The sequence below is a fragment of the Prochlorococcus marinus str. MIT 1013 genome, from assembly GCF_027359395.1.
GTDB classification, from domain to species: Bacteria; Cyanobacteriota; Cyanobacteriia; order PCC-6307; family Cyanobiaceae; genus Prochlorococcus_B; species Prochlorococcus_B marinus_E.
This window is the reverse complement of record NZ_CP114778.1, coordinates 889,820-915,977: the sequence shown is the minus strand read 5'-3', so window position 1 is coordinate 915,977 and position 26,158 is coordinate 889,820. Positions and strand designations below refer to the sequence as shown.

General features: G+C 34.4%; 28 protein-coding genes. 14 read left to right on the top strand and 14 right to left on the bottom strand.

Annotated elements, in window-relative coordinates; all coding sequences use genetic code 11:
• Positions 1 to 5: 5 nt before the first annotated feature.
• Genes trmD through larB form a run of 3 tightly spaced genes read left to right on the top strand, consistent with a single transcriptional unit; the run spans position 6 to position 2,325 of the window.
• Positions 6 to 1,232 carry a tRNA (guanosine(37)-N1)-methyltransferase TrmD gene (gene trmD, locus O5633_RS05615; RefSeq protein WP_269611152.1) on the top strand — a complete coding sequence of 409 codons (1,227 nt, stop codon included), beginning with the start codon at positions 6 to 8 and terminating at the stop codon, positions 1,230 to 1,232.
• A complete protein-coding gene (locus O5633_RS05610; RefSeq protein ID WP_269611151.1) occupies positions 1,219 to 1,674 on the top strand; it encodes a TIGR03792 family protein in 456 nt (151 codons plus the stop codon). Before trmD ends, O5633_RS05610 begins: the two co-directional genes overlap by 14 nt.
• 3 nt (positions 1,675 to 1,677) lie before the next feature.
• Positions 1,678 to 2,325 carry a nickel pincer cofactor biosynthesis protein LarB gene (gene larB, locus O5633_RS05605; RefSeq protein ID WP_269611150.1) on the top strand — a complete coding sequence of 216 codons (648 nt, stop codon included), beginning with the start codon at positions 1,678 to 1,680 and terminating at the stop codon, positions 2,323 to 2,325.
• Positions 2,326 to 2,333: 8 nt separating this feature from the next.
• On the opposite strand, the gene O5633_RS05600 is transcribed toward larB, so the two are convergent.
• From O5633_RS05600 to O5633_RS05575, 6 genes are all read right to left on the bottom strand, one after another.
• Positions 2,334 to 2,492, bottom strand: coding sequence for a hypothetical protein (locus O5633_RS05600; protein ID WP_269611149.1), 159 nt, complete (start codon positions 2,490 to 2,492; stop codon positions 2,334 to 2,336).
• 65 nt (positions 2,493 to 2,557) lie between these two features.
• The gene (locus tag O5633_RS05595) at positions 2,558 to 2,725 is read right to left on the bottom strand and encodes a hypothetical protein (protein WP_269611148.1); all 168 of its coding nucleotides are present in this window, start codon (positions 2,723 to 2,725) and stop codon (positions 2,558 to 2,560) included.
• Positions 2,726 to 2,851: 126 nt separating this feature from the next.
• Positions 2,852 to 3,817 carry a DUF1517 domain-containing protein gene (locus O5633_RS05590; RefSeq protein WP_269611147.1) on the bottom strand — a complete coding sequence of 322 codons (966 nt, stop codon included), beginning with the start codon at positions 3,815 to 3,817 and terminating at the stop codon, positions 2,852 to 2,854.
• A gap of 18 nt (positions 3,818 to 3,835) precedes the next feature.
• On the bottom strand, positions 3,836 to 4,054 hold the full coding sequence (gene thiS, locus O5633_RS05585) for a sulfur carrier protein ThiS (RefSeq protein ID WP_269611146.1): 219 nt from the start codon (positions 4,052 to 4,054) through the stop codon (positions 3,836 to 3,838).
• Complete coding sequence (locus O5633_RS05580; RefSeq protein ID WP_269611145.1) at positions 4,051 to 5,097, bottom strand: thiamine phosphate synthase; 1,047 nt, start codon at positions 5,095 to 5,097, stop codon at positions 4,051 to 4,053. The genes thiS and O5633_RS05580 overlap by 4 nt, the downstream gene beginning before the upstream one ends.
• Positions 5,098 to 5,244: 147 nt before the next feature.
• Complete coding sequence (locus O5633_RS05575; RefSeq protein WP_269611144.1) at positions 5,245 to 6,216, bottom strand: bifunctional riboflavin kinase/FAD synthetase; 972 nt, start codon at positions 6,214 to 6,216, stop codon at positions 5,245 to 5,247.
• Between the two features lie 27 nt (positions 6,217 to 6,243).
• Between O5633_RS05575 and O5633_RS05570 the strand changes: the two genes are divergently transcribed.
• Positions 6,244 to 6,807 (top strand): DUF3611 family protein, encoded by a 564-nt coding sequence (locus O5633_RS05570; protein ID WP_011294926.1) that lies wholly within the window; start codon positions 6,244 to 6,246, stop codon positions 6,805 to 6,807.
• A 3-nt stretch (positions 6,808 to 6,810) separates the two neighbouring features.
• On the opposite strand, the gene surE is transcribed toward O5633_RS05570, so the two are convergent.
• A complete protein-coding gene (surE, locus tag O5633_RS05565; RefSeq protein ID WP_269611141.1) occupies positions 6,811 to 7,599 on the bottom strand; it encodes a 5'/3'-nucleotidase SurE in 789 nt (262 codons plus the stop codon).
• A 113-nt stretch (positions 7,600 to 7,712) separates the two neighbouring features.
• Between surE and pheS the strand changes: the two genes are divergently transcribed.
• On the top strand, positions 7,713 to 8,675 hold the full coding sequence (pheS, locus tag O5633_RS05560; protein ID WP_420063634.1) for a phenylalanine--tRNA ligase subunit alpha: 963 nt from the start codon (positions 7,713 to 7,715) through the stop codon (positions 8,673 to 8,675).
• 95 nt (positions 8,676 to 8,770) lie between these two features.
• Complete coding sequence (locus tag O5633_RS05555; RefSeq protein ID WP_269611139.1) at positions 8,771 to 9,679, top strand: NAD(+) kinase; 909 nt, start codon at positions 8,771 to 8,773, stop codon at positions 9,677 to 9,679.
• Between the two features lie 4 nt (positions 9,680 to 9,683).
• Here the strand turns inward: O5633_RS05555 and cbiE are convergent, their stop codons facing one another.
• Complete coding sequence (gene cbiE, locus O5633_RS05550) at positions 9,684 to 10,970, bottom strand: precorrin-6y C5,15-methyltransferase (decarboxylating) subunit CbiE (protein ID WP_269611138.1); 1,287 nt, start codon at positions 10,968 to 10,970, stop codon at positions 9,684 to 9,686.
• A gap of 98 nt (positions 10,971 to 11,068) precedes the next feature.
• Here cbiE and O5633_RS05545 point away from each other — a divergent pair, with 98 nt between their 5' ends.
• The 6 genes from O5633_RS05545 to lexA all read left to right on the top strand — a co-directional run bounded on the left by O5633_RS05545 (position 11,069) and on the right by lexA (position 16,598).
• Positions 11,069 to 11,356, top strand: coding sequence for a hypothetical protein (locus O5633_RS05545; RefSeq protein ID WP_269611137.1), 288 nt, complete (start codon positions 11,069 to 11,071; stop codon positions 11,354 to 11,356).
• A gap of 143 nt (positions 11,357 to 11,499) precedes the next feature.
• Entirely contained in the window at positions 11,500 to 11,838 is a 339-nt protein-coding gene (locus O5633_RS05540) for a DUF3122 domain-containing protein (RefSeq protein WP_269611136.1), read from the top strand.
• 2 nt (positions 11,839 to 11,840) lie between these two features.
• Entirely contained in the window at positions 11,841 to 12,935 is a 1,095-nt protein-coding gene (gene ribD, locus O5633_RS05535) for a bifunctional diaminohydroxyphosphoribosylaminopyrimidine deaminase/5-amino-6-(5-phosphoribosylamino)uracil reductase RibD (protein WP_269611135.1), read from the top strand.
• Between the two features lie 103 nt (positions 12,936 to 13,038).
• A complete protein-coding gene (gene ftsH, locus O5633_RS05530; protein WP_269611134.1) occupies positions 13,039 to 14,913 on the top strand; it encodes an ATP-dependent zinc metalloprotease FtsH in 1,875 nt (624 codons plus the stop codon).
• Positions 14,914 to 14,967: 54 nt separating this feature from the next.
• The gene (argF, locus tag O5633_RS05525) at positions 14,968 to 15,924 is read left to right on the top strand and encodes an ornithine carbamoyltransferase (protein WP_269611132.1); all 957 of its coding nucleotides are present in this window, start codon (positions 14,968 to 14,970) and stop codon (positions 15,922 to 15,924) included.
• A 65-nt stretch (positions 15,925 to 15,989) separates the two neighbouring features.
• Complete coding sequence (gene lexA, locus O5633_RS05520) at positions 15,990 to 16,598, top strand: transcriptional repressor LexA (protein ID WP_269611131.1); 609 nt, start codon at positions 15,990 to 15,992, stop codon at positions 16,596 to 16,598.
• A 14-nt stretch (positions 16,599 to 16,612) separates the two neighbouring features.
• Here lexA and O5633_RS05515 read toward each other — a convergent pair whose 3' ends face one another.
• The 5 genes from O5633_RS05515 to O5633_RS05495 form a co-directional block, all read right to left on the bottom strand.
• Positions 16,613 to 16,843, bottom strand: a complete 231-nt coding sequence (locus O5633_RS05515; RefSeq protein ID WP_269611130.1) for a copper-binding protein — start codon at positions 16,841 to 16,843, stop codon at positions 16,613 to 16,615.
• 1,542 nt (positions 16,844 to 18,385) lie between these two features.
• Positions 18,386 to 19,648 carry a class I SAM-dependent methyltransferase gene (locus tag O5633_RS05510; RefSeq protein ID WP_269611129.1) on the bottom strand — a complete coding sequence of 421 codons (1,263 nt, stop codon included), beginning with the start codon at positions 19,646 to 19,648 and terminating at the stop codon, positions 18,386 to 18,388.
• Positions 19,649 to 19,660: 12 nt separating this feature from the next.
• Positions 19,661 to 20,356 carry an NAD-dependent epimerase/dehydratase family protein gene (locus O5633_RS05505; protein WP_269611128.1) on the bottom strand — a complete coding sequence of 232 codons (696 nt, stop codon included), beginning with the start codon at positions 20,354 to 20,356 and terminating at the stop codon, positions 19,661 to 19,663.
• Between the two features lie 14 nt (positions 20,357 to 20,370).
• Positions 20,371 to 20,781, bottom strand: coding sequence for a cupin domain-containing protein (locus tag O5633_RS05500; RefSeq protein ID WP_269611127.1), 411 nt, complete (start codon positions 20,779 to 20,781; stop codon positions 20,371 to 20,373).
• Positions 20,782 to 21,054: 273 nt separating this feature from the next.
• Positions 21,055 to 22,977, bottom strand: coding sequence for a tetratricopeptide repeat protein (locus O5633_RS05495; RefSeq protein ID WP_269611125.1), 1,923 nt, complete (start codon positions 22,975 to 22,977; stop codon positions 21,055 to 21,057).
• Positions 22,978 to 23,494: 517 nt separating this feature from the next.
• Between O5633_RS05495 and O5633_RS05490 the strand changes: the two genes are divergently transcribed.
• Together O5633_RS05490 and O5633_RS05485 are read left to right on the top strand one after the other, a co-directional pair.
• Positions 23,495 to 24,415, top strand: coding sequence for a GDP-L-fucose synthase family protein (locus O5633_RS05490; protein ID WP_269611124.1), 921 nt, complete (start codon positions 23,495 to 23,497; stop codon positions 24,413 to 24,415).
• 30 nt (positions 24,416 to 24,445) lie between these two features.
• The gene (locus O5633_RS05485) at positions 24,446 to 25,618 is read left to right on the top strand and encodes a DegT/DnrJ/EryC1/StrS family aminotransferase (RefSeq protein ID WP_269611123.1); all 1,173 of its coding nucleotides are present in this window, start codon (positions 24,446 to 24,448) and stop codon (positions 25,616 to 25,618) included.
• A 37-nt stretch (positions 25,619 to 25,655) separates the two neighbouring features.
• Here the strand turns inward: O5633_RS05485 and O5633_RS05480 are convergent, their stop codons facing one another.
• Positions 25,656 to 26,147, bottom strand: coding sequence for an NUDIX domain-containing protein (locus O5633_RS05480; RefSeq protein ID WP_269611122.1), 492 nt, complete (start codon positions 26,145 to 26,147; stop codon positions 25,656 to 25,658).
• Positions 26,148 to 26,158: the final 11 nt, after the last annotated feature.

Genomic DNA, 26,158 nt, shown 5'->3' with positions numbered 1-26,158 from the left:
TTTATATGAGTAAATTAAGATTCGATGTCGTAAGCCTTTTCCCAGAAGCTTTTAAAAATTTTTTTAATCATGGACTAATAAAAAAAGCATTTGAAGAGAAGATTGCATCAATTCACATACATAATCCTCGTAACCACGCGATAGATAATTATCGAAAAGTTGATGATGAGCCATATGGCGGAGGAGCAGGAATGGTCTTAAAGCCAGAACCCTATTTTTCGGTTTTTGATCAAATTCCAAAGCTCAATAAAAAAAGAATACTTTTGATGACTCCACAAGGTAGAAAAATATCTCAATCTGATTTTTCTAGATGGTCAAAAGAAGATCAACTCATATTGATATGTGGAAGCTATGAGGGATTTGATGAAAGGATTCGGTCTTTAGCTGATGAAGAAATTTCAATTGGAGACTTTGTTCTTACGGGTGGAGAAATTCCTGCGATAACTCTTATTAATGGAGTTGTACGTCTATTACCGGGAACTTTAGGCAGTGCCGAATCATTAGAAGAAGAAAGTCATAATGAGTTTCTTTTAGAACATCCCCAATACACCCGACCCGCAGAATTTAGAGGTGTGAAAGTTCCTGATGTCCTTTTAAGTGGTAACCATAAATTAATTAGAGAATGGAGGCAGAAGCAAAGAGAACTCAGGACGCAGTCACGTAGACCCGATTTGTTCGAACTTTGGAAGCTCGACCAATTATCATCTATTAAAAGAAGTTCATTATTGAAAACTGAAGTGAACTTACGAATAGGCAACGGTTATGACATGCACCGATTGGTTTCTGGACGACCTTTAATTCTTGGAGGAGTCACCTTAAACCATCCAGAGGGTTTAGGCCTTGATGGGCATAGTGATGCAGATGTTCTTACTCATGCAATTATGGACGCAATATTAGGTGCGTTATCATTGGGCGATATTGGAAAGTATTTTCCTCCAGATGACCCTAAGTGGAAAAATGCAGACAGTTTAATTCTGCTTGGACACGTCATGGAATTAATTGAGAAGCAAGGTTGGCAGATTCAAAATATTGATTCAGTTATTGTTGCTGAAAGGCCAAAATTAAAACCTTATATCGACTTAATGAAGGAGAAGATATCTAAGAAAATAGGAGTGAACATTGATGATGTAGGAGTTAAAGCAACTACAAATGAGAAATTAGGTGCGGAGGGAAGAGAAGAGGGTATATGTTGTCATGCAGTTGTTTTAATGAAAAGGAATGAAAACTCTTAGAACTAAATATTTTATCGAAAAAATATTTAGTTTCCTTTTATTAAGTGTGATTTTTATTTCAACTATTTTTGGAAACGTGGAAAATATTCAAGCTGAATCTTTATTGAAAGTGAATTTTCCAAAGGAATCTATTGTCGAGCACCTAAAGCTTGATGTTCCGAAAAAATTTAAAAATGCTTGGTTAAAAGCTGAAGAAGGAAGTTGGGAGCCATGGTTGTTAAAACAAGATGGTTTTTTAGGACGCCAACTTTTTTGGGATCCTAAAGAAGAGGAAGCAACCTTATTAATTGGATGGGAGTCAAGAGCCGTTTGGAAAAGCATCTCGCAGACAGAAATAAATCTTGTCCAGCATGACTTTGAAAAGATTGCCAGAAAGGAAACAGGTGAACGAAGTGGAAATCCTTTTCCATTGATCTTTGAGGGGGAATTAAATCCAGAGTAAATAATGAATGAATCAATTATTGATTTTCAGAGGCGAACCCGACTCGGAGTAGTTGAGGCGATATGGGGGGAGCATAAAACAATTGAACAAATATCTGAAATATTGAAAAAATTTCAACGTGAGTGTGAAACTGCTTTAGTGACAAGACTAACTAAAGAAAAGGGTCAAAAACTTTTAGTTGAATTTCCTTCTGCAGAATTTCATGAAATATCTGGTTGCCTAACTTTGGGGGAATTTAAGGAATGTTCTTCTTCTGAGGAAGAAGTAATTATTTTGACTGGAGGAACCAGTGATGTTGGAGTGGCATCAGAAGCAGAAATAGCTTTGAACTTGCATGGAATAAAAACTAAATTGTTGATTGATGTTGGCGTAGCAGGACTTCACAGGTTGCTAGACAGGCTTGAAGAAATAAAATTAGCAAAAGTAGTTATTGCATGTGCAGGAATGGAGGGAGCTTTACCTACGGTTCTGGCTGGGTTAATACCTCAGCCAATTATTGGACTTCCTGTCTCAGTTGGATATGGGATGAGTGGTGGAGGTAAAACTGCTTTGGAGGGAATGCTTGCAAGTTGTGCGCCGGGATTAACAGTAGTGAATATTGATAATGGTTATGGAGCCGCGATGGCAGCTATGAGAATTTTATCAACTTAATTTTGATTTTATTTTGTAGAGGATTTTTGTATAGATTTTTCTGATTTTATTTCTAGAACCTGCTCTAACCATAGTTTCATTGAGTTAGGAAGTAGACCTTTCTCATAACGGAATATTGCTTCAGAAATAACAGGAGTATTTATCCATTGAATAGTCTTTCTTCTCATTAAACTCACTTATTTCCCCTAAGTTGAACTAATAACTTGAGGAGCGCAAGGGGTTATTTGTAGTCTTAAGATCCTCCGTCATATTTGCTACTAAGTCTTGTTAGCTCATCACTATTGTTGCTCGATTCAACATCTAGAAGACGAGTGACTAATTCTGATAAATCTCTTTGAGCTAACTCTCCCGAGCTTTCCCATTTCATTGAGCGAGGTTCTGGTTGCGAAGAAGCCGACACTTCCGTAATTAATAAATATGTGAGCGAATCCTAACTGCTATTTACGTAAAAATTGACTGTTGTTTACGTAAATAAGATGAAAAAAATATAAAGAAATCCGTTTTTTGGTTATTTTGGACACTGACTTTATAAATGTTTAAGATTTGGGTATTGAATTATTAGTTCTTCTTCTCTCAGTGTCTCTCCTTCTCCGTCAGGTTGCCAGATAACTTCTAAGGCAATTAAGTCATTAGATGATATTGACCCTAAGATTCTCAAAGCTTCTGTGATGACTTCGGTGTTTGCGGAGTTTTGAAGACTTAAATCTTTTTTTGTTGCTACGAGAATGGTTATTGCGATGTATTCATTTGTTGAATCAGAATCCCCAGGATTGGATTGCTTATTTGTTGAGCTAGATATTTGACCAGAATAGTTTGATGTGAGCTCTGCTTTTAGTTTGCTTCTTTCAGTTATTGATATCCGATTAAATGTTGATTCTGCTGAGGCATATGGAACAGAACCTGTTTCTATATTGGAATAGACCCATAATTCAGGCTTCCTAAGCAAGGACAGTGTTGTGTCTTGAAGAACTCTTTGAAGGCCAGATGACGTTGAGGTGTTTGAAGAGGAAGCAAGCTCCCTTAGGTTCACTTGAATTTCTTTTGCACTTGCCAGTAAGCCAATTTGAAACTGAATTAACGAAACCTTGGATGGGTTCGTTGATTGAGAAACTATTGAGTTATTGCTTGCGTTGGAAATATTTGAAGAGCTTTTAAATGAATTAACAATTACACCAACAATTGACATAAGTATTAAAAAACCAAAAATCCCACCTCCACCAAAGCCAAATATTGGCAATAAGAAAGGAAAACCTATACCACCTCCTCTATACCCACTTCCATAACCTCGAAAGTTATTGCCTCCATAGCCTCCGTAATTTTGTCTTCGTGGCGCAGAAGGTGCCTGAAAACTTCCTCCACCTATTCTTCCTCCACTAGCTGCTGCTGCAGTGTTGGGATTGGTAAATAAAGAAAAAAAGATGATTGTTGAAACAACCAGAAAAGAAAAAATCTGTTTTCTTTTAATCCAACTAAAGCGAATAGATTTGAACACTTATATATTCAGGATTTACTAACTGTAGGAACCTCCACCAACAATTGTCACAACCTCTAAGCAATCGCCATTATTTATTTTTGTAATTATCCAATCTTTTGGATTGATAATTGCACCATTTAACTCAACCACAACTAATTGAGGTTTGTAACCTAAATGTTCAAGTAAAGCTTCCAGGAGAAAATCTTTATTAGAGTTTTTAATGGTTTTAATTTCGCCGTTAATTTTTAATTTCATGTTAGAAATTTGAGAAGCTCTTCGGTTTTTGAAAAGGGGTCACTTGCGTTAATGACTGCATTAGACACGGCTATTCGTAGATTATTAATCTGGTTTAATTTTTTGATATTTGAGCTATTGATTCCACCAATAGCAAATGCGGGTAGGAAAGTTTCACTTAACCCCTTTGTAAGGTAGTCAATACCAAGAGGGCTTAGTTTCTTCTTTGTTTCAGATGGGAAAATTGGCCCTATACCAATATAATCACAGCCTTCCTTTTCGGCATTTTTTATGTCTTCAATGCAGTGTGTGCTTCGGCCAATGATCTTTTCAGGTCCTAGTAGTTCTCTCGCTATTTTTGTTGGCATATCTTCTTGCCCTAGATGAATCCCATCGGCTTCAACAGCCAGAGCAATATCGATACGGTCATTGACAATAAAAAGTGAATTGTATTTTTTACAAAGAGAGGCTAGGCATTTAGCTTGAGAAATTTTTTCATTATCATTTAAAAATTTCTCTCTGTATTGAACTATTTTTACACCAGCTTTGAGGGACTGATGAACAATTTCTTCGAGATTTCTCTTTTTTGTGGTGATTAAATATATGGAACAATCTTTTAAGGTTTCTCTTTTTTGTATACCCTCAGTAGTACTAAGCACTTTTATCTCGATCTCATAAGTTTCGTATCTAATCTTGGTGGCCACTTCACAGAGCTTTGGATCTGTTATTCGAGTAAATTCTTCTATTACTCTTAAGGCTTCTTGAACTCTAGATGAGTTCGCAATAAATACAGCCTCTGGAGTTGATCTGACTTTTTGTAACGGATGTGAAATTCCCATAGCTGGGTCGTTTGATGTGAGCCTCGCTTTTCGATAAATAATGTGATGATGTCCCCCTAGTTGTTGCCTCCAATCTTTGATTTGAATAGAAAAATCACTTCTCTTTAGACCAAACCTGCACCAATCTTCCATGACTCGAAGCCCTTCCCTAGCGCGATCAAGGTTCGCGTCAATTAATTGAGCAATACGATTATCAGATGGAGGGGTGACAGACATTGATTTCATGTCATCCTTTATTAGATGATATGTATTTAAATTTTATTGTGGAAAATGATTCTGAGAGCAATATGACCGTTCTTATTTGGGGCGTTTTTTTGTTGGGAGGCATAGGTTTATTTGTTGTATGGGGATTATCTAATGCTTATCCCTCAATTACTTAGATTTAGTAGATTTAGTGATTGTTTCCAATATCTCTTTTGACTGTATTGCATCTAAACTTATTTGCTGGCTCAGTGCTTCAATGCTCTCAAACTTTTTTTGAAGTCTAATTCTTTGCACAGGTTCAATAATTAATTCTTGTCCTAATAGGTTGATTTTTTTCTCAAGAAGGTGAACTTCTACTGCTGATAATGAGTTTGGATCAATTGTAGGCTGAGGGCCCATATTCATAACTGCTGAGAAACGTTCTTTTTTGTTTGCTATCGAAGCCCAGGCCGCATAAACCCCCAAAGATGGAAGAAATTTTCGCCCGTCTATTTTTAAATTTGCTGTTGGCCATCCAATTTTTTTGCCTAAACCTCTCCCTTTCTCAACTGTCCCTCTAAAAGTATACGGACGCTTCAATAGATATTTTGCTTGTTTTAAATCACCATCGTTGAGTGCTTTTCGTACTCTGCTACTACTAAGTCGACCATGCTCGTCTTCAAGGATAGGAATAATAGAAATTTTTATTCCTAGAGATGCACCTATCTTTTTTAAAGTAGAAATGTCACCTTCTCTATTGTGTCCAAACCTAAAATTTTCTCCAACTGCTATGTGTTTAGCATGAAGGGTTTTTACTAGAATTTCATCTACAAATCTCTCAGCACTTTTAGAGGCAAGAGTTTTATTGAAAGGAACCAAAACTAATTGTTCTATTCCTAGTGGCTCGAGCAGAAATGTTTTTTCATTAGGTAAATCTAATCTTAATCTTGATTCTCCAAATAGAACCTCACGAGGATGAGGCCAGAAACTGACAACTGTTGGAACGCCAACTGGCTCTTTTAAGATGGCTTTTATTACTTTTTTATGACCTAAGTGAAGACCATCGAAACTACCTAAAGCCAGTGCTGTAGGTAGTTTTGCGTTTTCAGGAGCACAGAGAGGAATCAAGATAAACGTGCAATTTTTGTGCTTAGATGGCAAGTTTGGTTTATCGCCTTATTCATCGTGATGGCAGATCAACGCGACTTTCAATTGCTTTCTCTAGGTATGAGAAGAATTGGTTGGCTTCGGTTTTGGATTCAAACAATTTTAGGTGTAGTGGTAGTGGGTGTTTTGTTGTTCAACAATGTTGGAAGTAGTTTAGCTAGAAATTCGGAGAGAGCATTGGGATTAGGACCAGGTTTGTCTCTCACGACATTGGCATTCATTCTGTTGCTATTTAGCCTTTGGCAAGGATGGTTGATAGTAAAGACTGGAAGGGCTTTAGGCAGCGAGGCGCGCCCAAGCAGAGGTGAAACTAGTCGATTGCTAAAGAGAGGCTTGATTGTCGATTTAGTCGGATTGGTTTTTTCTTCTGTCGGTTACCAATCTTTAGCAGGAGCTTTGTTCGTGCAGGCTTCAATGCAAGCCCCTGGAATTTCAATTGGTACAGGTATGAGAGCAATGGAAAACTATCCAATTACTTCTTTAGAAATGCTTTCTGTCTTGAGTAATACCCAAGTTTTATTTGCCCATTTGATTGGTCTGATTTTTTCTTTATGGTTATTGCAAAGGATTTTCAGGAAAAACTAATTGTTATATTAATTTTGGCAAATTATCCAAATTTCCTCTCCAAAAAAGATCAGGTTGAATTGGTGTTAAGGAGGGGGAGCATAAAGCAATTTGAGAAACATCACTTGGCCATTCTTTAGGTCCTTCTCCAGCCGATTGAAGATCTTTTACTGCCTCCCCAGCCATCCAAAAATAGGTGTTCCCTCTTGGATCGACCCTACGAATGAATTGCTCCTCGTATTGTCTGATTGAAAGTCTTGTCCATACTAAAGCCCCCATTTCTTTTTCTTCACAAGGGGGAATATTTAAATTTAATAGTAAGTTCTTTGGCCAACTTTGTTGAATTGCTTTCTCTGCAATATCTAAGGCTAGTTTCCCAGCAAAACTAAAACTTTTCCATTGAAAACTTGCAATGCTTACTGCAATAGATGGGATTCCATCCAAAGTCCCCTCAAGTGCAGCAGCAACAGTCCCTGAGCAAAAAATATCTGTCCCAAGATTAGGTCCATGATTAATTCCCGAAAGGATTAAATCTGGTTTTTGATCAAGAAGTTCATTAAGTGCGAGTTTTACGCAATCAGCAGGGGTGCCACTACATCCCCAGGCTTGAATACCTTCTCCAAATAATTCGTTTGCTTTTTCAGCACGTATAGGGGAATGTAAAGTTAATCCATGCCCGGTTGCTGATCTTTCTTGATCTGGACAAACGACAGTAATTTTATGTCCTCTGCTCGCTGCAGATATGGCAAGTGTTCTTATCCCTTCTGCAAAAACTCCATCATCATTACTAATTAAAATTCTCAATGGTTTCATTTTTTATCTATTGGTTTTTAGAACTGGGACTGGTTGCCGATTAAACTAGTACTCGAGACTGGAATTCATTGAGTTCAACATTATCCCTAAAACAGCTCATTAATGAGCTTAAGATTCTAGAAAGCGAGGCGGCAAAAGATATTGCTGCTGCTGAAAATTCTGAATCAATAGAGAAGTTAAGGTTGGCTTTCCTTGGAAAGAAAGGAAAACTCTCACTTCTTTTGGGAGGGATGAAAAATCTTTCTAGTGAGGAAAGACCTGAAATTGGTCAAAGAGCGAACGTTTTAAAAACTCAATTGCAAGAATTAATAAAGGAAAAGCTTGAAATTTTAAAAACTCAGGCTTTAAATCAGTTACTAATAAAAGAAACTATAGATGTTACAGCGCCTTCAACTGGTATTTATCAAGGACATCGGCACCCCTTGATAACAACTACTGAGCAAATAATTGATCTTTTTTTAGGCCTTGGGTACCAAGTTTCTGAAGGACCTGAGATAGAAAATGATTACTACAATTTCGAGGCACTAAATATTCCACCTGACCATCCTGCAAGAGATATGCAAGATACTTTTTATTTGGGAGGTGAATATCTTTTAAGAACGCATACTTCGCCTGTTCAGATTCGTTGCCTTGAAAGCAAAAAACCTCCTGTAAGAATTGTTTCTCCTGGTCGGGTTTATCGAAGAGATGCAGTTGATGCTACTCATTCGCCGGTATTCCATCAGATTGAGGTCTTAGCAATAGATGAAAAGCTTGACTTTAGTCATTTAAGAGGAACAGTAATGGCTTTTTTAAAAGCGTTTTTTGGAGATCTTCCTATTCGATTCAGAGCTAGTTATTTCCCATTTACGGAGCCATCAGCAGAAGTTGATGTTCAATGGAGAGGTAAATGGTTAGAAGTTATGGGTTGCGGGATGGTAGATCCCGCAGTCCTAGAGGAATTAGGGATTGATCCAGAAAAATATAGTGGATTCGCGGCTGGACTTGGGGTGGAAAGATTTTGCATGGTTCGTCATGGAATAGACGATATTAGAAAGTTCTATACAAGTGATCTCAGGTTTTTAGAACAATTTTAAAGTTAGATATTTTTGAATTAACTTTTAATTGTATTAAATAAATATTATTGACATTTAATTGCTAATATTGAACGATAGTTTGTGAAGTATGATCGGTGCCCCGAGTAGGACTGATCGTTAATGACGGGAAAGAGCTTGCTGTTAAGACAGCAAAAACTTTTCAAAAGAAACTAGAAGATTCTGGTTTTGATGTTGTCAGAGTTAGTAGCGCAGGCGGTTTATTAGGCTTTACTAATCCTGATCAATATATGAGTTCACAGGGATACAACTCATGCATTCCAGATGGCTTTGATTCTTCAATTTTGTTTGCCGTTGTATTAGGAGGGGATGGGACTGTCTTGTCTGCGGCTAGACAAACTGCACCATTGGGTATACCCATTCTCACTGTAAATACAGGACATTTAGGTTTTTTGGCTGAGGCGTATCTCTCGGATATAGATAAAATTTTTAAACATTTAGTTTCAAGGAAATGGAATATTGAGGAGAGAACAAGCCTAGTAGTAAGTGTTATGAGAGGTGATCAATGTAGGTGGGAAGCTCTTTGCCTTAATGAAATGGCATTACATAGAGAACCTATGACAAGTATGTGTCATTTTGAAATTTCTGTTGGACGGCATGCGCCCGTCGATATTTCTGCAGATGGTGTAATTCTCTCTACTCCTACTGGCTCAACTGCTTACTCTTTAAGTGCTGGTGGACCAGTAATTACTCCAGATTGTCCTGTTTTGCAGCTTACCCCTGTATCTCCTCATTCATTGGCCTCAAGAGCTCTTGTATTCAGTAATGAAGAGCCAGTAACAATTTTCCCTGCCACACCTGAAAGATTAATGATGGTAGTAGATGGTAGTGCTGGCTGTTATGTATGGCCAGAGGATAGAGTTTTAATTAGAAAAAGTGATCATCCAGTTAAGTTCATTAGACTTTCAGATCATGAGTTCTTTCAAGTTCTAAGAAATAAATTAGGCTGGGGACTACCCCATGTTGCGAAACCTGATAAAACATAAAAAATTATTGAATTTCACCTTTCAAAATAAAAACAGGATTTAAAGGAGATAATCTTATATCTTCTCCAATACTTACACCTCTATATGATTGATGTTGACTAATAGATAACTTCTGAACTTTTGGCTTTAAAATAGACTCTAATTTTGATAAAGATCTTAATGATATTAAAGGTATGATTAAAACACATAAATTATTTATTTTTTTTAATACCTCTTCAATAATTAAATCCAAGCTTGATCCTCCTCCTCCTATAATAACTCTATCTGGATGTAAGAGATTATAAGGAATTTTATTTTCTTTAAATATATTTAATGCTTCATCTTCAATTATTAAAGATGGATTAACGCCAAGCCTTCTAGCATTTTCTTTAATAATATTCTTACTTCCAACCCTCTTCTCAATGGATACTAATTTTAGGTTTGGAGATATCCTTAATGTTTCCAGTCCTATACTTCCAACCCCACTACCTATGTCCCAGATTACTCCTTGTTTTGGGAGGTTAAGCTCAGCAAGGATTTGAACTCTAACCTCTTTTTTTGTAATTAATCCGGGGCAGTCTGGATTTTGAAGAAAAACTGAATCATTAATTCCAAATAAGGGCAATTCTTCTGATTTTACTGGTGGCTCTTCTCTTTCAAAAAGAATTACAAGATGCAATGGATCAAGATCAAGTGGAAAATCATCAATAGAAGTGATTTTTGTAATTCTTTCATTTAGGTACCCAAGTCTTTCGAAAGTCCAAAATTCATATTTTTTCTGAAGCTCTAATGAATCAAGTAATTGATAAACCTCTTTAGCACCAGATCTCTTTGAGTCAGTTAAAACTACAAGTGAAGAGGGCAGCTTTTTAATTGTCTTTTCAAATGGAAGCGGGTCTCTACCATGAAGACTGATCCATTGCGTATTTTGCCAAGGCTTTCCAAGTCGGGAAAAAGCCAGTTGAAAAGATGTAGCTGCTGGCTCAAAAGAAAGTTTTGATAAAGGAAAATTTTGAATTAATAATCTACCAATTCCGAACCAAAGAGGATCACCACCTGAAAACACAATTGTTTTTTTCTCTTCTTTTTTTAATAGATCTATAAACTCATTTAGTTTGTCAGTTGCAATGAACTCAAAATTATGATTTTTTATATTTTTATCTTTTAACCAAGTTTTGAATGAATCTAAAATTCTTTTTGGTCCAGTGATTCTTTCAGCTTTGAAAATTGGGATTTTTTTAGCTTCAAAAAAACTTTCAACATTTGAAGTATCAATTCCTATTACATGTATCTCCTTTGACTCACTAGACATAGTTTAAATAAATGGACGTAGAAAAATGTCTTTTTTATAGCTTTACTATTTTTTCTATGAAAATCAACTAAAACTTCAATAGTTAGCTTGAAAGTTTTGTGAATCTTAAAAAAAATAAAGCTGAGGAACACTTAACCAGAAGATCCCGACTACATGAAATTTTGATAGCTCTTATAAAGCAACAAAAAGATTTAGAATTAATGGACGAAGGCGTTGAGGTCTTTCAAAATCCTACTAATCATTCAGAAAAATATGATTCTTCGAAAATAATTCAACGCAATCAACGTATCATTAAGAAGTATCAGTCACTCGTTCGCTCAGCAATTGCATTAGATGCGCTACTTGACTCAGAACAATATGAAATTAGTGATGGAAAGTTTTCCTAAGGTTTTTCTTCAAATACTTTCTTATTTTTTGATTTGTTGTTGTTTTTTTTTTTACAATCGCAATAAGCACTTATGCAGATTCTAATGACAACATTCCTAATCAGCAAAGAGAGATTAAAAGAAGTTTAGAAAGCTTGAGAGACTTGGATTACCAAACTTGGCAAGTCATCGTATATCCAAGTTCTACAGTCACAAAGAATTTAACTTTAAGAATTGTCGGTTTTCCAGGGTCCTTAAGGTTTGATCATCCTACTGATTTACTTGTAAATTCAGGAAGAAAGAATTGGGAGCTCAAAGACATAACAAGGAAAAGCAAAGTTGAATTTGAAACTTTGAATGATTCTGCTGCAGAATTTGATATAGGCCCTTTGATTGCTGATTTGGATAAAAACAGACCTCTAAGACTGAGCTTGCCAGGATTAATAAATGATTTACCAATCCCTCCTTATTTAGTAAGTGAATGGAGAACATTGGTCCAATAAAAATGATTGATTTACCTGTGGATCAGAAAAAATGGGTGCTATGGATGAGACGTTCAATCCAATTAGCACTATTGGCAGAAGGTAGAACAAGCCCTAATCCACTTGTAGGAGCAATTTTGCTTGACAAAAGTGGGAGACTTGCTGGTGAAGGGTTTCATTCTGGGGCAGGAAATGCTCATGCAGAAGTAGAAGCACTTAATCAAGCTGGGGATAAGTCAATTGAAGGAACAATAGTTGTAACCCTAGAACCATGCTGTCATCAAGGCTTAACACCACCTTGTACAGAAGCAATAATAAAAGCAGGTTTGAAGAGAGTTGTTATTGGAATGGTTGATCCGGATCCAAGAGTTTCAGGGAATGGAATTTCAAGATTAAAAGATGCTGGATTAGAAGTGATAGAAGGGGTTTTAAAGCAGGAATGTGAAGAGATTAATCGTGATTTTATTTTTCGAGTTCTTAATGGTCGTCCATGGGGAATTCTGAAATGGGCAATGAGCCTTGATGGAAGAATAGGTTTACCTAATGGCTGTAGTAAGTGGATTACAAATGAACCTGCGAGGGAAAAAGTTCATCAAATTAGATCAAAGTGTGATGCAGTAATAGTTGGAGGAGGAACAGTTCGGGCCGATGATCCTCTTTTAACTTCAAGGGGAAAATCAAATTTTGAACCTTTGAGGGTGATTTTCTCAAGGTCATTGGATTTGCCTAAATCAGCAAAACTTTGGGATACAAAAATTGCCAAAACAATAATTGCATATGGGCCAGAAGGGGATGAAGCTTTTTTTTCTGATTTACCAGATGGTCCAGAGAAATTGAGATTAAATTCGAATGACCCATCTGAATTGCTAACTTCGCTTTCGAAAAAAGGTTGCAATAAAATCCTCTGGGAATGTGGTCCTCTTTTAGCTACAAGTGCAATTGAAGCTGAGTGTGTTCAGGAATTAGTGGTTTTTGTTGCACCAAAACTCTTAGGAGGCAAGTCTGCAATGAGCCCTCTGAACAGTTTTGGATTTGAATCAATAAGTTCTACCTACAAATTGCAACATTCTTTTTTAGAACAAAAAGGGAAAGATCTTTGTTGGAGTTTACTTCTTTAGGGCATTAATTTTTAAAATTTGATATTCGTTCGGATCTCCCTCCAGTTCAACAAGTCGATTTGGCAGGATAGTTTACTAACTTAGGAACAAATAAGTTTTTGCTATGCCAATACGACAGGATGAAAATCAACCAAATAGACGTTTTGGAATAATTAATTTAATTCTCATAGGTTTTGGAGCCCTTCTGCTTTTTAGTAGTTTTTTCCCGAGTTCAAATACACAAGTTCCTAGAGTTCCTTATTCTCTATTTATAAATCAAGTTGATGATGGAGAAGTTAAACGAGCATACATAACTCAAGATCAAATTAGATACGAACTTTCTACAGCAGAAGAAGGCGCACCTTCAGTCCTTGCCACAACTCCAATTTTTGATATGGAGTTACCTCAGAGGCTTGAGAAAAAAGGAGTCGAATTTGCTGCAGCGCCTCCTAAAAAGCCAAACATTTTCACGACGATTCTTAGCTGGGTAGTACCACCTCTAATTTTTATTCTTGTCTTACAATTTTTTGCACGCCGAAGCATGGGTGGAGGAGGAGCCCAGGGAGCTCTTAGCTTCACAAAAAGTAAAGCGAAAGTATATGTTCCAGATGATGAATCAAAGGTTACTTTTGACGATGTGGCTGGAGTTGATGAGGCTAAAGATGAATTGACTGAGATTGTAGATTTCCTTAAAAAGCCTCAAAGATATACAGACATTGGTGCAAGAATTCCTAAAGGTGTTCTATTGGTTGGTCCTCCTGGAACTGGTAAAACTCTTTTATCAAAAGCCGTTGCAGGTGAAGCAGAAGTTCCTTTCTTTATTATTTCTGGTTCTGAATTCGTTGAATTATTTGTTGGCGCAGGTGCAGCGAGAGTAAGAGATTTATTTGAACAGGCAAAGAAAAAGGCACCATGCATAATTTTTATTGATGAATTAGACGCTATTGGTAAAAGCAGATCAGGTTCAATGGGTGTCGTTGGTGGTAATGACGAAAGAGAGCAAACTTTAAATCAACTTCTTACAGAGATGGATGGTTTTGCTTCAACAGATAAGCCAGTTATTGTGCTCGCAGCTACAAACCAACCTGAAGTCTTGGACGCTGCTTTATTACGTCCAGGTAGATTTGATAGACAAGTTCTTGTCGATAGACCTGATTTATCTGGAAGAAAAACTATCTTAGAAATTTACACAAAGAAAGTTAAACTCTCTAACGAAATTGATTTAGATCGTATTGCTCAAGCAACTAGTGGATTTGCAGGTGCTGACCTTGCCAATATGGTCAACGAAGCAGCCCTTTTAGCTGCCAGAGGCAAAAGAACATCAGTAGAACAAAAAGATTTAAATGAAGCAATTGAAAGAGTAGTTGCTGGTTTAGAGAAAAAAAGTAGAGTTTTGCAAGACGATGAGAAAAAGATCGTTGCTTATCATGAAGTTGGCCATGCAATAGTTGGTCACTTAATGCCTGGAGGTAGCAAAGTAGCAAAAATATCTATCGTTCCAAGAGGAATGAGTGCCTTGGGATATACACTCCAATTGCCCACTGAAGAAAGATTTCTAAATTCAAAAGAGGATTTACAAGGTCAAATAGCCACTCTCCTTGGTGGTAGATCCGCAGAGGAAATAATTTTTGGGAAAATCACTACTGGAGCTTCAAATGATCTTCAAAGAGCAACTGATTTAGCAGAACAAATGGTAGGAACTTATGGTATGAGTGATATTCTTGGACCTTTGGCCTACGATAAGCAAGGAGGAGGTCAATTCCTTGGCGGTAATAACAACCCAAGAAGAGAACTAAGCGATGCAACAGCACAAGCTATCGATAAAGAAGTCAGAAGTTTGGTAGATCATGCTCACGAAAATGCCTTAAACATTCTTAAGAATAATCTTTCTTTATTAGAAGATATTTCTCAAAAGATCCTTGAAAAAGAGGTTATAGAGGGAGATGAGCTTAAAGAAATGCTCTCAAAAAGTGTCATGCCCGAAAAGGTTTTAAATTAAAAGACTTGACTTTTATATCCTTTATCTCCGATAAAGGATATTTGAGGCTTATTTATGGCTTCAGCATCTCTCGGCTTAGCTTCAGAATTAAATTCTTTTAGTAAAAACAATTTTCTTTCTTCATCTGATTTGAAAAATAATCAGATACTTTCTTTATTTGAATTAGCAAAACAGCTAAAAATAGGAAATAGAAGGATAGACCTTGGGAATCGAGTCCTTGGTTTGATTTTTAAAAAAGCTTCTACAAGGACAAGAGTAAGTTTTCAAGTAGCGATGGCAAGGCTTGGAGGTCAGACAGTCGATTTGAACCCTCAGGTTACTCAACTTGGAAGAGGCGAACCAATCAAAGATACAGCAAGAGTTTTGAGCCGATACTGTGATGTCCTTGCAATTCGGACTTTTGCTCAGCAAGAATTAGAAGAATATGCAGAATGGGCCACTATTCCTGTGATTAATGCTCTAACTGACCTTGAGCATCCTTGTCAGGCACTGGCTGATTATCTGACGATTCAGGAGAAGTTTGGAGCGCTTAAAGGGATAAATCTTTCTTACATTGGGGATGGAAATAATGTTGCAAATTCATTGATGATCTGTGGTGCGATGTTGGGAGTTAATGTGACAATTTGCTCTCCAAATGGTTTTGAAGCAGACCAACGTATTGTAAATAAGGCTAAATCACTCTCGGAATTTGGTTCGAAAATATCTATTTGCAATGATCCTTCAAAATCAGTCAAAGAAGCTCAAGTGATTTACACAGATGTTTGGGCTTCAATGGGTCAAGAGGAAGAATATTTAAAGAGGAAAAAGATTTTTGAAAAGTATAAAGTTAATCGAAATTTAATAGATCTCGCTGATGATGATCTAATTGTTTTGCATTGCTTGCCTGCTCATAGAGGAGAAGAAATCACAGAAGAGGTTTTAGAGAGTCCAAGTAGCCATGTTTTTGATCAAGCGGAGAATCGTCTTCACGTTCAGCAAGCCTTGCTTGCTGTTCAGCTGGGAGGACTCTAGGGTTGCATGCAAGAGGATTTTTAGGTACATATGTATTGAAGGACATATGTACTCAAACTAATCGAATGCCTGATGAAGCTCTAACTACGGCCCAGCAAGAACTTTATGATTGGCTTGTGGAATTTATAGGAGATCATCATCACAGTCCTTCAATCAGGCAGATGATGCAGGCAATGGGCCTGAGGTCTCCAGCACCGATACAAAGCCGTTTGAGACATTTACAACAAAAAGGGTGGATAAAATGGCAAGAAGGCCAAGCAAGAACGCTTCAGTTGATAGAGGAGAGTATTTCTGGTGTTCCTGTTTTAGGGGCAATTGCCGCCGGTGGACTCGTTGAAACTTTTGATGATGTACAAGAAACTCTGGACTTACATTCAGTTCTTCAACTAAAAGGACTTTTTGCTTTAATGGTAAATGGAGATTCAATGATTGATTCTTTTATCGCTGACGGAGATATGGTCTTAATGGAACCTGTTAATGATCCTTCTCGGTTGAGAAACGGAACTATTGTGAGTGCAATGGTTCCTGGCCTTGGTACTACATTGAAGCATTTTTTTCGAGATGGTGGCTTAGTTCGTTTAGAAGCCGCTAATACAGCTTATGAACCTATAGAAATTGATGCTGAACAAGTTCATGTTCAAGGAAAGTTAGCAGCTGTATGGAGGAAAACTTAATTCTGTTTTCACAATTAATTAAAATTACTAATTTTTTTTGACTTCCAAGATTTGAACAAAGATTTTCTAATTTTATCTTCGCTATAAACTAAATTGTCAGCGGCAGTAAATGGGCTTTCAGTTGCCAAGAAAGGTTTTCTTATAAGAACCCCCATTCCTTTTGCTTCTAAATAAATACCACCTTCCATGTGAACTATTTGAAAGGTCCAATTTTTATTCCAATCAATGGTGAACGGATTAGGCATGAAAACACTATGACCCTGCATTCTCTTTTAGTGATGTGAAAGTCAGCAAAATAAATTAATTAACTAATTAATTTATTTTGCTGACAGATATTAGAATTTATTTTCAACATAAAAAATTGACGCTTTTAAATTAAAAATTAATTAGAACTATTTATTTAAGAGAAAAAAGCGAGAAGACTGGTTTGATATACAAAGACTAGATTAACTAGCTCCGAGTGGATTTCTTGCGTTTAATTATCTTTTCTTTTAAATTTCAAAGATATATTTGAAAAGGATGATTTTTTTTTAATAGCAATAAAAATAATTGACTTTAGAAGGTGCTAAATAGGGAGTTTTCCACTTTTCCACAAAAATCATAATTTTAAAAAAATCTCAACAGAGATCATGTCAATTGAATAAGTGGATTAATTACAAAAAAAAAATGAGCTGGTAAATCTCTGATACTGCAGTCGTTTTCAAGGATTCAGTATCTCTTGATACATTAAAATGTTAGTTTTTAAAATCGCAGACAAAACCATTTGTAATATGAGGAAACGATGAAAATGTGGAAAAGTATCATAATGTACAACGATCTCTCGAAAGAGAACTTTTTACGTAAGAAATCGATGGATTTATCCATTTTTTTTCACAGTATGGTCCGATTTTCTTGGTGAATTTTTGTGATGGAAAAAAATTTTAAGACACCTTTAGAAAAATCTATTAAATTCTAAACAACTATAAAACTTATATTTTTTTTATAAAGACTCCCTTGAACTCAAAAAAAACTAAACCCTCTTTTGAATTTAATTGGAAGATTCGAGAATTCTTCTCAGAAGCTGCTTCGATTAGTTTTTGTGCTGAGATAGATAATAATTACCTTTTATTAGATAAGAAAAAGAAGAATTAAATCGGCTCTTATTTTTAGCTAGGATTCCATAGTTATATTTTCATAACTACATGAAATAAATCTTTGCTAATTATTCACCAATTCCCTAAGTATTTGTTTATTATTGTTTCTTTACCATTGTTATACTTCCTTGCCATTTTTTATGTGGTTCCACAAAATTAAATGAAAATTGTTCTTTGCTTAGGTTATCTTGAATAATCTTGTGTTTAATATTAGGTAACCCATTTAAATATGTGTAGTGAAAGAAAATATAGTTGGAGCAATATTTCCAATATTCTTTAAAAAAGTTCGAATACTCTGTTTTTTCTCCGCAGTCAAGCCATACAAAATCGAAACTTCCATATTGTTTAAATAATGATTATCCCATTCCCTGGGAATCTCCTTCGATCAAATCTGTATATTTTGATTGATTTAGGAAGTAGTAATCCTTGAGAATACAATTGATTAGAAGGAAAGTTTCCATAAAAATCTAATGTATCTAACTCTACATTTAGTATGATTATTTATAAAAAAGATAGCAGGTATTCTAATGATAGATATTATTTCTTTAAGATAAGATCATTTTTTATTTTTCAACATATATGAGAAATTAACTAATTAATATCTATAAAAGAGTAAGCTCTAAACAATAAATTTCTAAATAAATTATCTACTGTCTATTTTTTTATGGCAGGGTATATTTCTACTTTAGGCAAAGGAAATATTAGCCTACCTCCATTGTTAATATAATCTTTTTCACGTGCAATAAATTCATTTTTAAAGTGCCAAGGCAAAACCAGATAATAATCTGGTTTTAGTGCTCTTGACTCTTCCTCAGATATTATTGGTATATTCGTACCAGGAGTTCTATGTCCATATTTCCATTCATTCCTTTCTGCTGCTGCATCTATTAGTTCATTGTTGATTCCAAAAAATTGTAAAAGAACATTCCCTTTGGTGGAAGCTCCATAGATATGAATTTTCTTACCTTTATTTTTTTCTTGTTGCAAAAAGTTCATTAATTCATCTCTTATTGAAACTATTTTATCTTTAAAGTTTATAAAAGTTTCATGATTATCTATTTGGGCTTTTGATTCTATATTTTCAATTTGATCAAGATTTTGTTTGTTTGTTGGATAATTGGAATTTGCGTGACATATAAAAACTCTTAAAGAGCCACCATTCATATTATTTGTTTCGACATTAAATACTCTGAGGTTTGCAAGACTTGCTACTAGTTTTATTTGCTTTAGTCCATAATAAGCTAAATGTTCATGGCAAATACTATCGAAGGATAAGTCTTTAATCAAAAGTGGTAGATATGATTGTTCCATAATCCAAATGCCATTATCATCTAATATGGAAGCAATATCTTTAGCGAAGCTGGTTGGGTTAGGTACATCATAAAAAACAGCTATTGAAGAAATTACTTTTGCTTTTTTAGTTGGACTAATAGAATTAAAAATATGCTTTGAAAAGAATTCAGTTGATAAGTAAGTATTTTCAATAGGATAATATGATCTATATTGTGTAATAGTAGGATCTATTCCTATTAGATTAATTTTAAAGTTACTTTTATAACTTTTTAATAAAGTACCATCATTACTTGCGATATCTAAAACTGTCTCACCTTCTTTAATCTCTACTATTTGTTGTATTTGTCTGACTATCGTACTAAGATGATCACACATTGTTCTATTTATACCAGATCTATATCCATAACCCCTTCTATATAAATCATTAAAGTCATAGTCATGAGTAAGCTGAGTTAAGTTGCATTTAGGATTGCGACACTGCACTAGATTAAGAGGAATTATTTCAGCATCTGCTTCATTTTTAGCTGGGAATCGAGTCGAAAGTGCTTGTAATCCAAAATCAAAAACAGGTATTAGATCCTTGCAATTGCATAAGCGACAGGAAGTTATTTTTGTGATTTTCATGATTAACCCTGATTAGTTATTTTTAGACAAAATATAATTAATTACATTATTAGACTCAGGCCCAGATTTTATTTCTTTTGAAAGTACTTGATTATCTATTGGACCTTCAAATATTGACTTTGAGTTGATTAATCTTGCAACTTCACCAACACTAATCGCGTTATTACCACCTAAATCTTGTATCCCACATAAATGCATATTAGTAGCTATCCATTCACCCACCCATTCAACGGGTGCAAAACAATATAAACTTTCCTTAGATATATAGATACGATTGTTTGTCAAGAGGTCAATTAAAACACCTTTAGACAATCTTTCTCCATACATAGGTCCTAAACGAAGAATTAGATTATTTTCATTGCTGACAATTTTTTCTGCAGCAGCTTTATGCCTACCGTATGTTGTATTTAATTGAGAACGAGCAGATATAGAGCTAATTTGTATAATTTTTGAGCTTTTCCAATCGTTTACTATATCAAATGTTTTTTTGACTGTCTCATGAAAGTCTAAATGAGGATTTTGACTTGCCCAAAATCTTTTCGATGGCATTGCAGCATTAATTAATACATCATATTCTTTTTTTTGTTTTGCTTCTTCATAGTTTTCTCTGGTTATACAAGTTGTAGAAATCTCTTTATTATTTAATATGTATTTCCTGATTGATCTACCTACAAAGCCATTTGCGCCTATTAAGCCTACTGATTTCAATTTATTTTCCTCTATTAGTCATCAATTCTAACAATAGGTGGATCAGAATGGTCCCAACGCTTGGTTAACATTGCGATTATTGTCATCTCCGTAATAGCATAAACTGTATGAAATACATTTGTTTCAGTACGAATGCAGATACCTTTACTTAAATGTATGAAGCTCTCACTTTCTTTGTCCTCAGGTTCTTCGCGTGTTACGAGTACTCCTGAACCTGATACTACTAATGAATATTCAATGAAATGCGGATGGTAATGAAATCCTCTTGTTTTACCTGGTTGAAAGTAAAGCATATTAAATTCTACAAGTGGCTCATCTGGAATCCATGTAAAGATTCCTCCTCGCCCATCTCTAACTGTGTCTAGGTTGCATTGAGGTCTTAATATTTCGACCTTACTACGTTTTACGGATGAGAACTGTTCCATTTCTGAATTTTATCAAAGATTTCTTTTTAATCAATTAAATTGATTCATATTATAAGTTCAAATTGATTTGTTACTCGGATAATACTAATTCATATTGTGAGATGATTTTAAATAATTTTATTTAATTCTATGAAAGAATTTGACTCAGCTCATTATTAATCTTCAAAATCTTTTGATATTTGATTTCTTGTTTATTTGATTTTTAATATAGTAATTTTATATATTATTTGTTCTGTAGAAACTGATGAGATAGTTAAATTTCGATTGACTTGGTTATAATTCATTTTTATTTTTAATGAATTTATTTAATTCTATAGATATTCTTTCCATTACCTCATCCCAATTTGAGAACCCTTTCTGTCGAAATAACCTCATAGTTGGGTACCAGAATGTTCTTTCACCCGCTAGACCCCATGTCCAAAAAGGTATTTTTTTGAGCATTAGCCAAACCTCTTTACCCATTCCAGCCGCTAATGGGGCAATACTACAATCTATGGTGATTATTAAATCGCAATTATCTATTATTGCAGCAGTCTCTGAATAGTCCCATATCTCATCAATCTTGTCCTGACATTTAACAAAATTATCTTTGAAAAGACAGTTTTCTTTTTGCTCAGAGCCAAACCCTTTTTGGAAAGAGACGAAACTAATATCATTTTTTTCAAGAATTATTGAGAATTTTTCTAAAGGTATTGAACGTCCAGGGTATGAACTTTGCTCAAGTTCTTTGCTACCTTGCCAATTAATACCAATGATTGGTTTTTTCTCTTTAGATAGAATATTATGCCATTTTAATTTAAGTGATTCTTTAGATTTAATATATACATAATTGATAACTGGATTATAAGGATTAACGCAGAAATATCTTAGTAGAGATTGCAAAGGAATCCATTCTCCTTCATTAATTAAACTACATTCCTCAGGAGAAATAGGATTTGAATCAATTCCTGAATCCTTAATCAAGCTATGTAATTTTTCGGGGGCACAAAATGAAACTTCTAACTTTTGTTCCTTTAAAGCCAATAAATAACGCATATAGAAGATTATGTCACCTGCTGCCTGCTCACTAATAACTAATAGCTTTCTTCCTTGTTTGAATTCATTCGTTTCACTTCTCTTGATTATTGGTTTCCCATATAGATATACAGCTGGTTTCTTTGTGAATCTAAATTCATAGTATTCAAGGCCAGTAGAATAGTCTTCTTGCAGTAGCTTTAGTAATGCTAGGTTGAAATAAGCATGATGATTGTTAGGTGTAAGTTGAATGGCCTTTCTAATAGATTTTTCAGCCTCATCAAGCTTTCCTGATGCTTTTAATATATTTCCAAGGTTCAAATATGCTTGTGATATATTAGGATTAATTTTTATAGATTTCCGAGTATATAATTCTGCTTCTTTTAATTTTTCTATATTTGTAAAACCGAATAATATTATCCCTAGATTTAAATAAGCTTGAGAGGAACTTGGATTTATTTCTATAGCTTTACGAGTATATAATTCTGCTTCTTTTAGTTTACCTAGATCTTTTAATATTATCCCTAGATTTAAATAAGCTTGAGAGGAAATTGGATTTATTTCTATAGATTTCCGAGTTGATAATTCTGCTTCTTTTAGTTTACCTAGATCTTTTAATATTACTCCAAGATTGAAATGGTTCTGAGATGAATTAGGATTAATCTCAATAGATTTGTAAGCTGCTATTTCGGCCTCTTTTAGTTTACCAATTCTGCTTAATATATTTCCTAGATTAGAGAAAGCTTCTGAAAAATCAGGCTTGATTTTAATAGCTTTGCGCGTCGATAATTCTGCTTCTTTTAATTGGTCAAGATCTATCAAAACATTTCCCAGATTTGAATGCGCCTCAGCAGAATTAGGATTAAGTTCAATTGCTTTTCTAAATAAAATCTCGGCTTGTTTAAATTTACCAATATCTTTCAATATCATTCCATAATTCGATAAAACATTGGTATCAGCAAAACCTTGCTTTATACAGTATTGATAATATTCTGCTGCTTCTCTGACTTTTCCTTGAGAATGAAATTTAAATGCTTGATTAATTATTTGCTCTTTAGTCGATTTCTTGGGGTTTTTGAGAGAAGTAGAAATACTCTCTTTGATTTCTTGTAAAGCGAATGGAACTGGGAATGTTTTCCCTTCAGATCGTTCTTGCTTTTGATATTTTTTCCCCTCAGTCACATCTGTTTTTTTTATAAGTTTATTAGTTTATATATATTACATACCCCAATTAGTTTTTTAACTTTCAAAAGAAATTGACCCGCTGCAAATAAGCATGAGTTAATTGCTCAGTTAGGGGGAGTAATTAGTCCAGCCTCCTTAAGAATAAAGACTCTTGCTGATTCCCTAGCGGCTTTCCCTTCGGCAGAAACCTATTTGCCTTGTGGAATCGTATCGGGAACTTTGTTAACTTTAGGTAGAGAATTATAGTAGTTGCGTTTCTGCCTATGCAAAGCAACCAAAGTTAATGTTTGGATTAGCGGCTAATTCCTCACATAACAATCGAGCGAGGAAAATCTAGTAATCGTCATGGAATTAATTCAAACCCCAATTCTCTCTGCTGGCTCATAAAGAATTAATTTAATGAAATGATGACCAAGAAAAAAAAATATATCTCTTGATGCTATGTTTTACTATCAAAAGGACTTCCTAAAGTAGATTTTTTCAGAAAGTCTTTATTTAATTTCGCAAAATTATTATGCGTGTTCTTCTAACAGGAGGAACTGGGATGGTTGGACGTAATATAAAGGAGCATCATGATGCCTGCAATTATTCTGTTTTAACTCCTTCTCGTAAAGAATTAGATTTAACCAATAGAGAACAAATAAGAAGTTATTTGAAGGCTAATAGGCCAGAATATATTATTCATGCCGCTGGATTAGTTGGTGGAATTCATGCAAATATCGCAAACCCCTCAAAATTTCTAATTGAGAATCTTGAAATAGGTTGTAATTTAATATCTGAAGCAGCAATTATGGGAGTGAAAAATATTATTAATTTGGGAAGTTCTTGTATGTATCCTAAGAATGGACCTAATCCATTAAAAGAAGAATATTTATTAAATGGATTATTGGAGCCTACAAATGAAGGTTATGCAATCGCTAAGATAGCGGCACAAAGATTATGTGATTACTTAAGATTCGAAGATAAATCGAGAAATTATATTACTTTAATGCCTTGTAATTTGTATGGTAAATATGATAACTATAATCCTAAACGTTCTCATTTAATTGCTTCAATAATAGTAAAGCTACATACAGCTAAACTTAATAATATAAAACAAATTGAAATTTGGGGAGATGGTACTGTTAGAAGAGAATTTATGTATGCGAAAGACTTTGCTGATGCAGTTTGGTTCTCTTTACCTAGGATAAAGGAATTGCCTAATGTAATTAATATTGGTAGAGGAGAAGATTATTCGATTTTTGACTACTATAAAAAAATCTCTAAGATTTTAGGGTTTGAAGGATCTTTTACATTTAATCTTAGTAAACCTACAGGAATGAAGCAAAAGTTGTTAGATGTGAAGAAAATAAATGATTTGGGTTGGTTCCCAAGGTATGATTTAGAATTAGGGATTAATAAGACTTATTCTCATTATTTAGAGTGCCATAGATGATATTCATCAAAGATTTTTAATTTTTACAAAATGTATAAACAAATAGGCTTAGCTTCAGAAACAATACCTAAAGAACATCTTGATAGATTATCTGAATGGATTAAGACTTATCCAAGACTGACTCAAGGAGAAAAAGTAGTTGAATTTGAATCTTTATTTGCACAATATATCGAGGTAAATGATTCAACTTTTATTAACAGTGGCTCTTCTGCCAATTTATTAATGGCAACTACAAATCTATTTTTTAAAGATTTAAGGAATAAAAAAATTGGTATACCAGCCTTATCTTGGTCAACCACAGTATCACCATTTATTCAATTAGGTTATCAACCGTATCTATTGGATACAGATCCTATTAATTTAGGTGTTAATATTGATAATTTATATAAGTTAATAAAGGAAGAAGACATTGGAAGTTTGATTTTAGTCCATGTTCTTGGTCATAATTCATCTATTGAGAAAATCCTAGATATTTGCGAAGAATTTGATATACGTCTCTTAGAGGATAATTGCCAATCATTAGGTTCTACCGTTTCTGGAAAATCCCTAGGATCATTTGGTCTTGCTTCAACATTTTCATTCTTTTATGGACATCATATTTCTACCATTGAGGGGGGATGTCTTTGTAGTAATGATCATGAGTTTAATCAAGTAAGCAAGTCATTAAGGGCTCATGGTTGGGGAAGAAACCTTGATTTGGAATTTCAAAAGAATTTAAGATCAAAATACAACACCTCAGATTTTAGAGATTTATATACATTTTATTTTCCTGGATATAATTTAAGGTCTACTGAATTGAATGCTTTTTTGGGCTTGATGCAAATGAGCATTTTAGATGAATATTGTTCAAAGCGTTCAATTCTATTTAATAAATATAGGGAAGAACTTTCAAATTTTTGGTGTCAAGAATCTTCTAACGATTTTATTTCAAGTTTTGCCTATGCTACTTTAGTCAAGAATCCTGAAGAAGTTTGGATTCATTTAAAGAATAAAAATATTGAAAGTAGACCTCTTATCGCTGGGAGTATTGGTCAACAACCATTTTGGAAGGAATATAGTGGAAGAAGTACTTCTCTAAAATATGCTGATCAAGTTCATCTATACGGAATTTATCTTCCTGTTAATGCAGATATAGATATAAGCGATGTTCATAGAATATGTACTGAGTTTCAAAAAGTTGCAGAACCCTACAATTTCACATGACATTTATATTGAATTGGATTTTTTCTAAATAAATTGTTCATTTAGCTTTTAGATCTTTAATTTTATTTAAATACATCTTTGAATAGGAATGAATAGTATTTGATTGAATATCTTCTAGAGAAATCCATTCGAAATTTGAATGCTGCTCATTTAAATTTATTTTTTGTTTAATATTTTCTGGTTCGATTTCTATTAATCTTGCTTCTATAATGTAATGCGTACTGCATTCTGAAGTTGACCAAGATGTAACGTTATAAAAGTGTTCGTATAAACCCAATGAAGTGGTTTTATTAAAAGAAAAAATCAAACCTGTTTCACTTATTAATATTCTATTAAAAGCATCTATAATTCGTTCGTTTTTATAAACTCTTCCACCTGGTACAAAAAGTTTACCTTTTGCTGGATTGTTAATTCTGCGACCCATTAATACCCCATATTTTTGAGAAAATATAATCATATCAATACCAAATATTGGAATGGAATCTACACAGGTTCTCCAGATCTCTTCAGATAATTTTTCAGTAATCATTAAGCAAATAT

Coding starts and splice junctions, on each gene's coding strand:
- cbiE (WP_269611138.1), bottom strand. CDS start 10,970: ATGTCTAGTGAGTCAAAGGAGATACATGTAATAGGAATTGATACTTCA.
- O5633_RS05600 (WP_269611149.1), bottom strand. CDS start 2,492: ATGAGAAGAAAGACTATTCAATGGATAAATACTCCTGTTATTTCTGAA.
- O5633_RS05485 (WP_269611123.1), top strand. CDS start 24,446: ATGTATAAACAAATAGGCTTAGCTTCAGAAACAATACCTAAAGAACAT.
- O5633_RS05490 (WP_269611124.1), top strand. CDS start 23,495: ATGCGTGTTCTTCTAACAGGAGGAACTGGGATGGTTGGACGTAATATA.
- ribD (WP_269611135.1), top strand. CDS start 11,841: ATGATTGATTTACCTGTGGATCAGAAAAAATGGGTGCTATGGATGAGA.
- larB (WP_269611150.1), top strand. CDS start 1,678: ATGAATGAATCAATTATTGATTTTCAGAGGCGAACCCGACTCGGAGTA.
- thiS (WP_269611146.1), bottom strand. CDS start 4,054: ATGAAATTAAAAATTAACGGCGAAATTAAAACCATTAAAAACTCTAAT.
- O5633_RS05515 (WP_269611130.1), bottom strand. CDS start 16,843: ATGCCTAATCCGTTCACCATTGATTGGAATAAAAATTGGACCTTTCAA.
- trmD (WP_269611152.1), top strand. CDS start 6: ATGAGTAAATTAAGATTCGATGTCGTAAGCCTTTTCCCAGAAGCTTTT.
- O5633_RS05570 (WP_011294926.1), top strand. CDS start 6,244: ATGGCAGATCAACGCGACTTTCAATTGCTTTCTCTAGGTATGAGAAGA.
- argF (WP_269611132.1), top strand. CDS start 14,968: ATGGCTTCAGCATCTCTCGGCTTAGCTTCAGAATTAAATTCTTTTAGT.
- O5633_RS05580 (WP_269611145.1), bottom strand. CDS start 5,097: ATGAAATCAATGTCTGTCACCCCTCCATCTGATAATCGTATTGCTCAA.
- O5633_RS05500 (WP_269611127.1), bottom strand. CDS start 20,781: ATGGAACAGTTCTCATCCGTAAAACGTAGTAAGGTCGAAATATTAAGA.
- ftsH (WP_269611134.1), top strand. CDS start 13,039: ATGCCAATACGACAGGATGAAAATCAACCAAATAGACGTTTTGGAATA.
- O5633_RS05480 (WP_269611122.1), bottom strand. CDS start 26,147: ATGATTACTGAAAAATTATCTGAAGAGATCTGGAGAACCTGTGTAGAT.
- O5633_RS05610 (WP_269611151.1), top strand. CDS start 1,219: ATGAAAACTCTTAGAACTAAATATTTTATCGAAAAAATATTTAGTTTC.
- O5633_RS05510 (WP_269611129.1), bottom strand. CDS start 19,648: ATGAAAATCACAAAAATAACTTCCTGTCGCTTATGCAATTGCAAGGAT.
- surE (WP_269611141.1), bottom strand. CDS start 7,599: ATGAAACCATTGAGAATTTTAATTAGTAATGATGATGGAGTTTTTGCA.
- lexA (WP_269611131.1), top strand. CDS start 15,990: ATGCCTGATGAAGCTCTAACTACGGCCCAGCAAGAACTTTATGATTGG.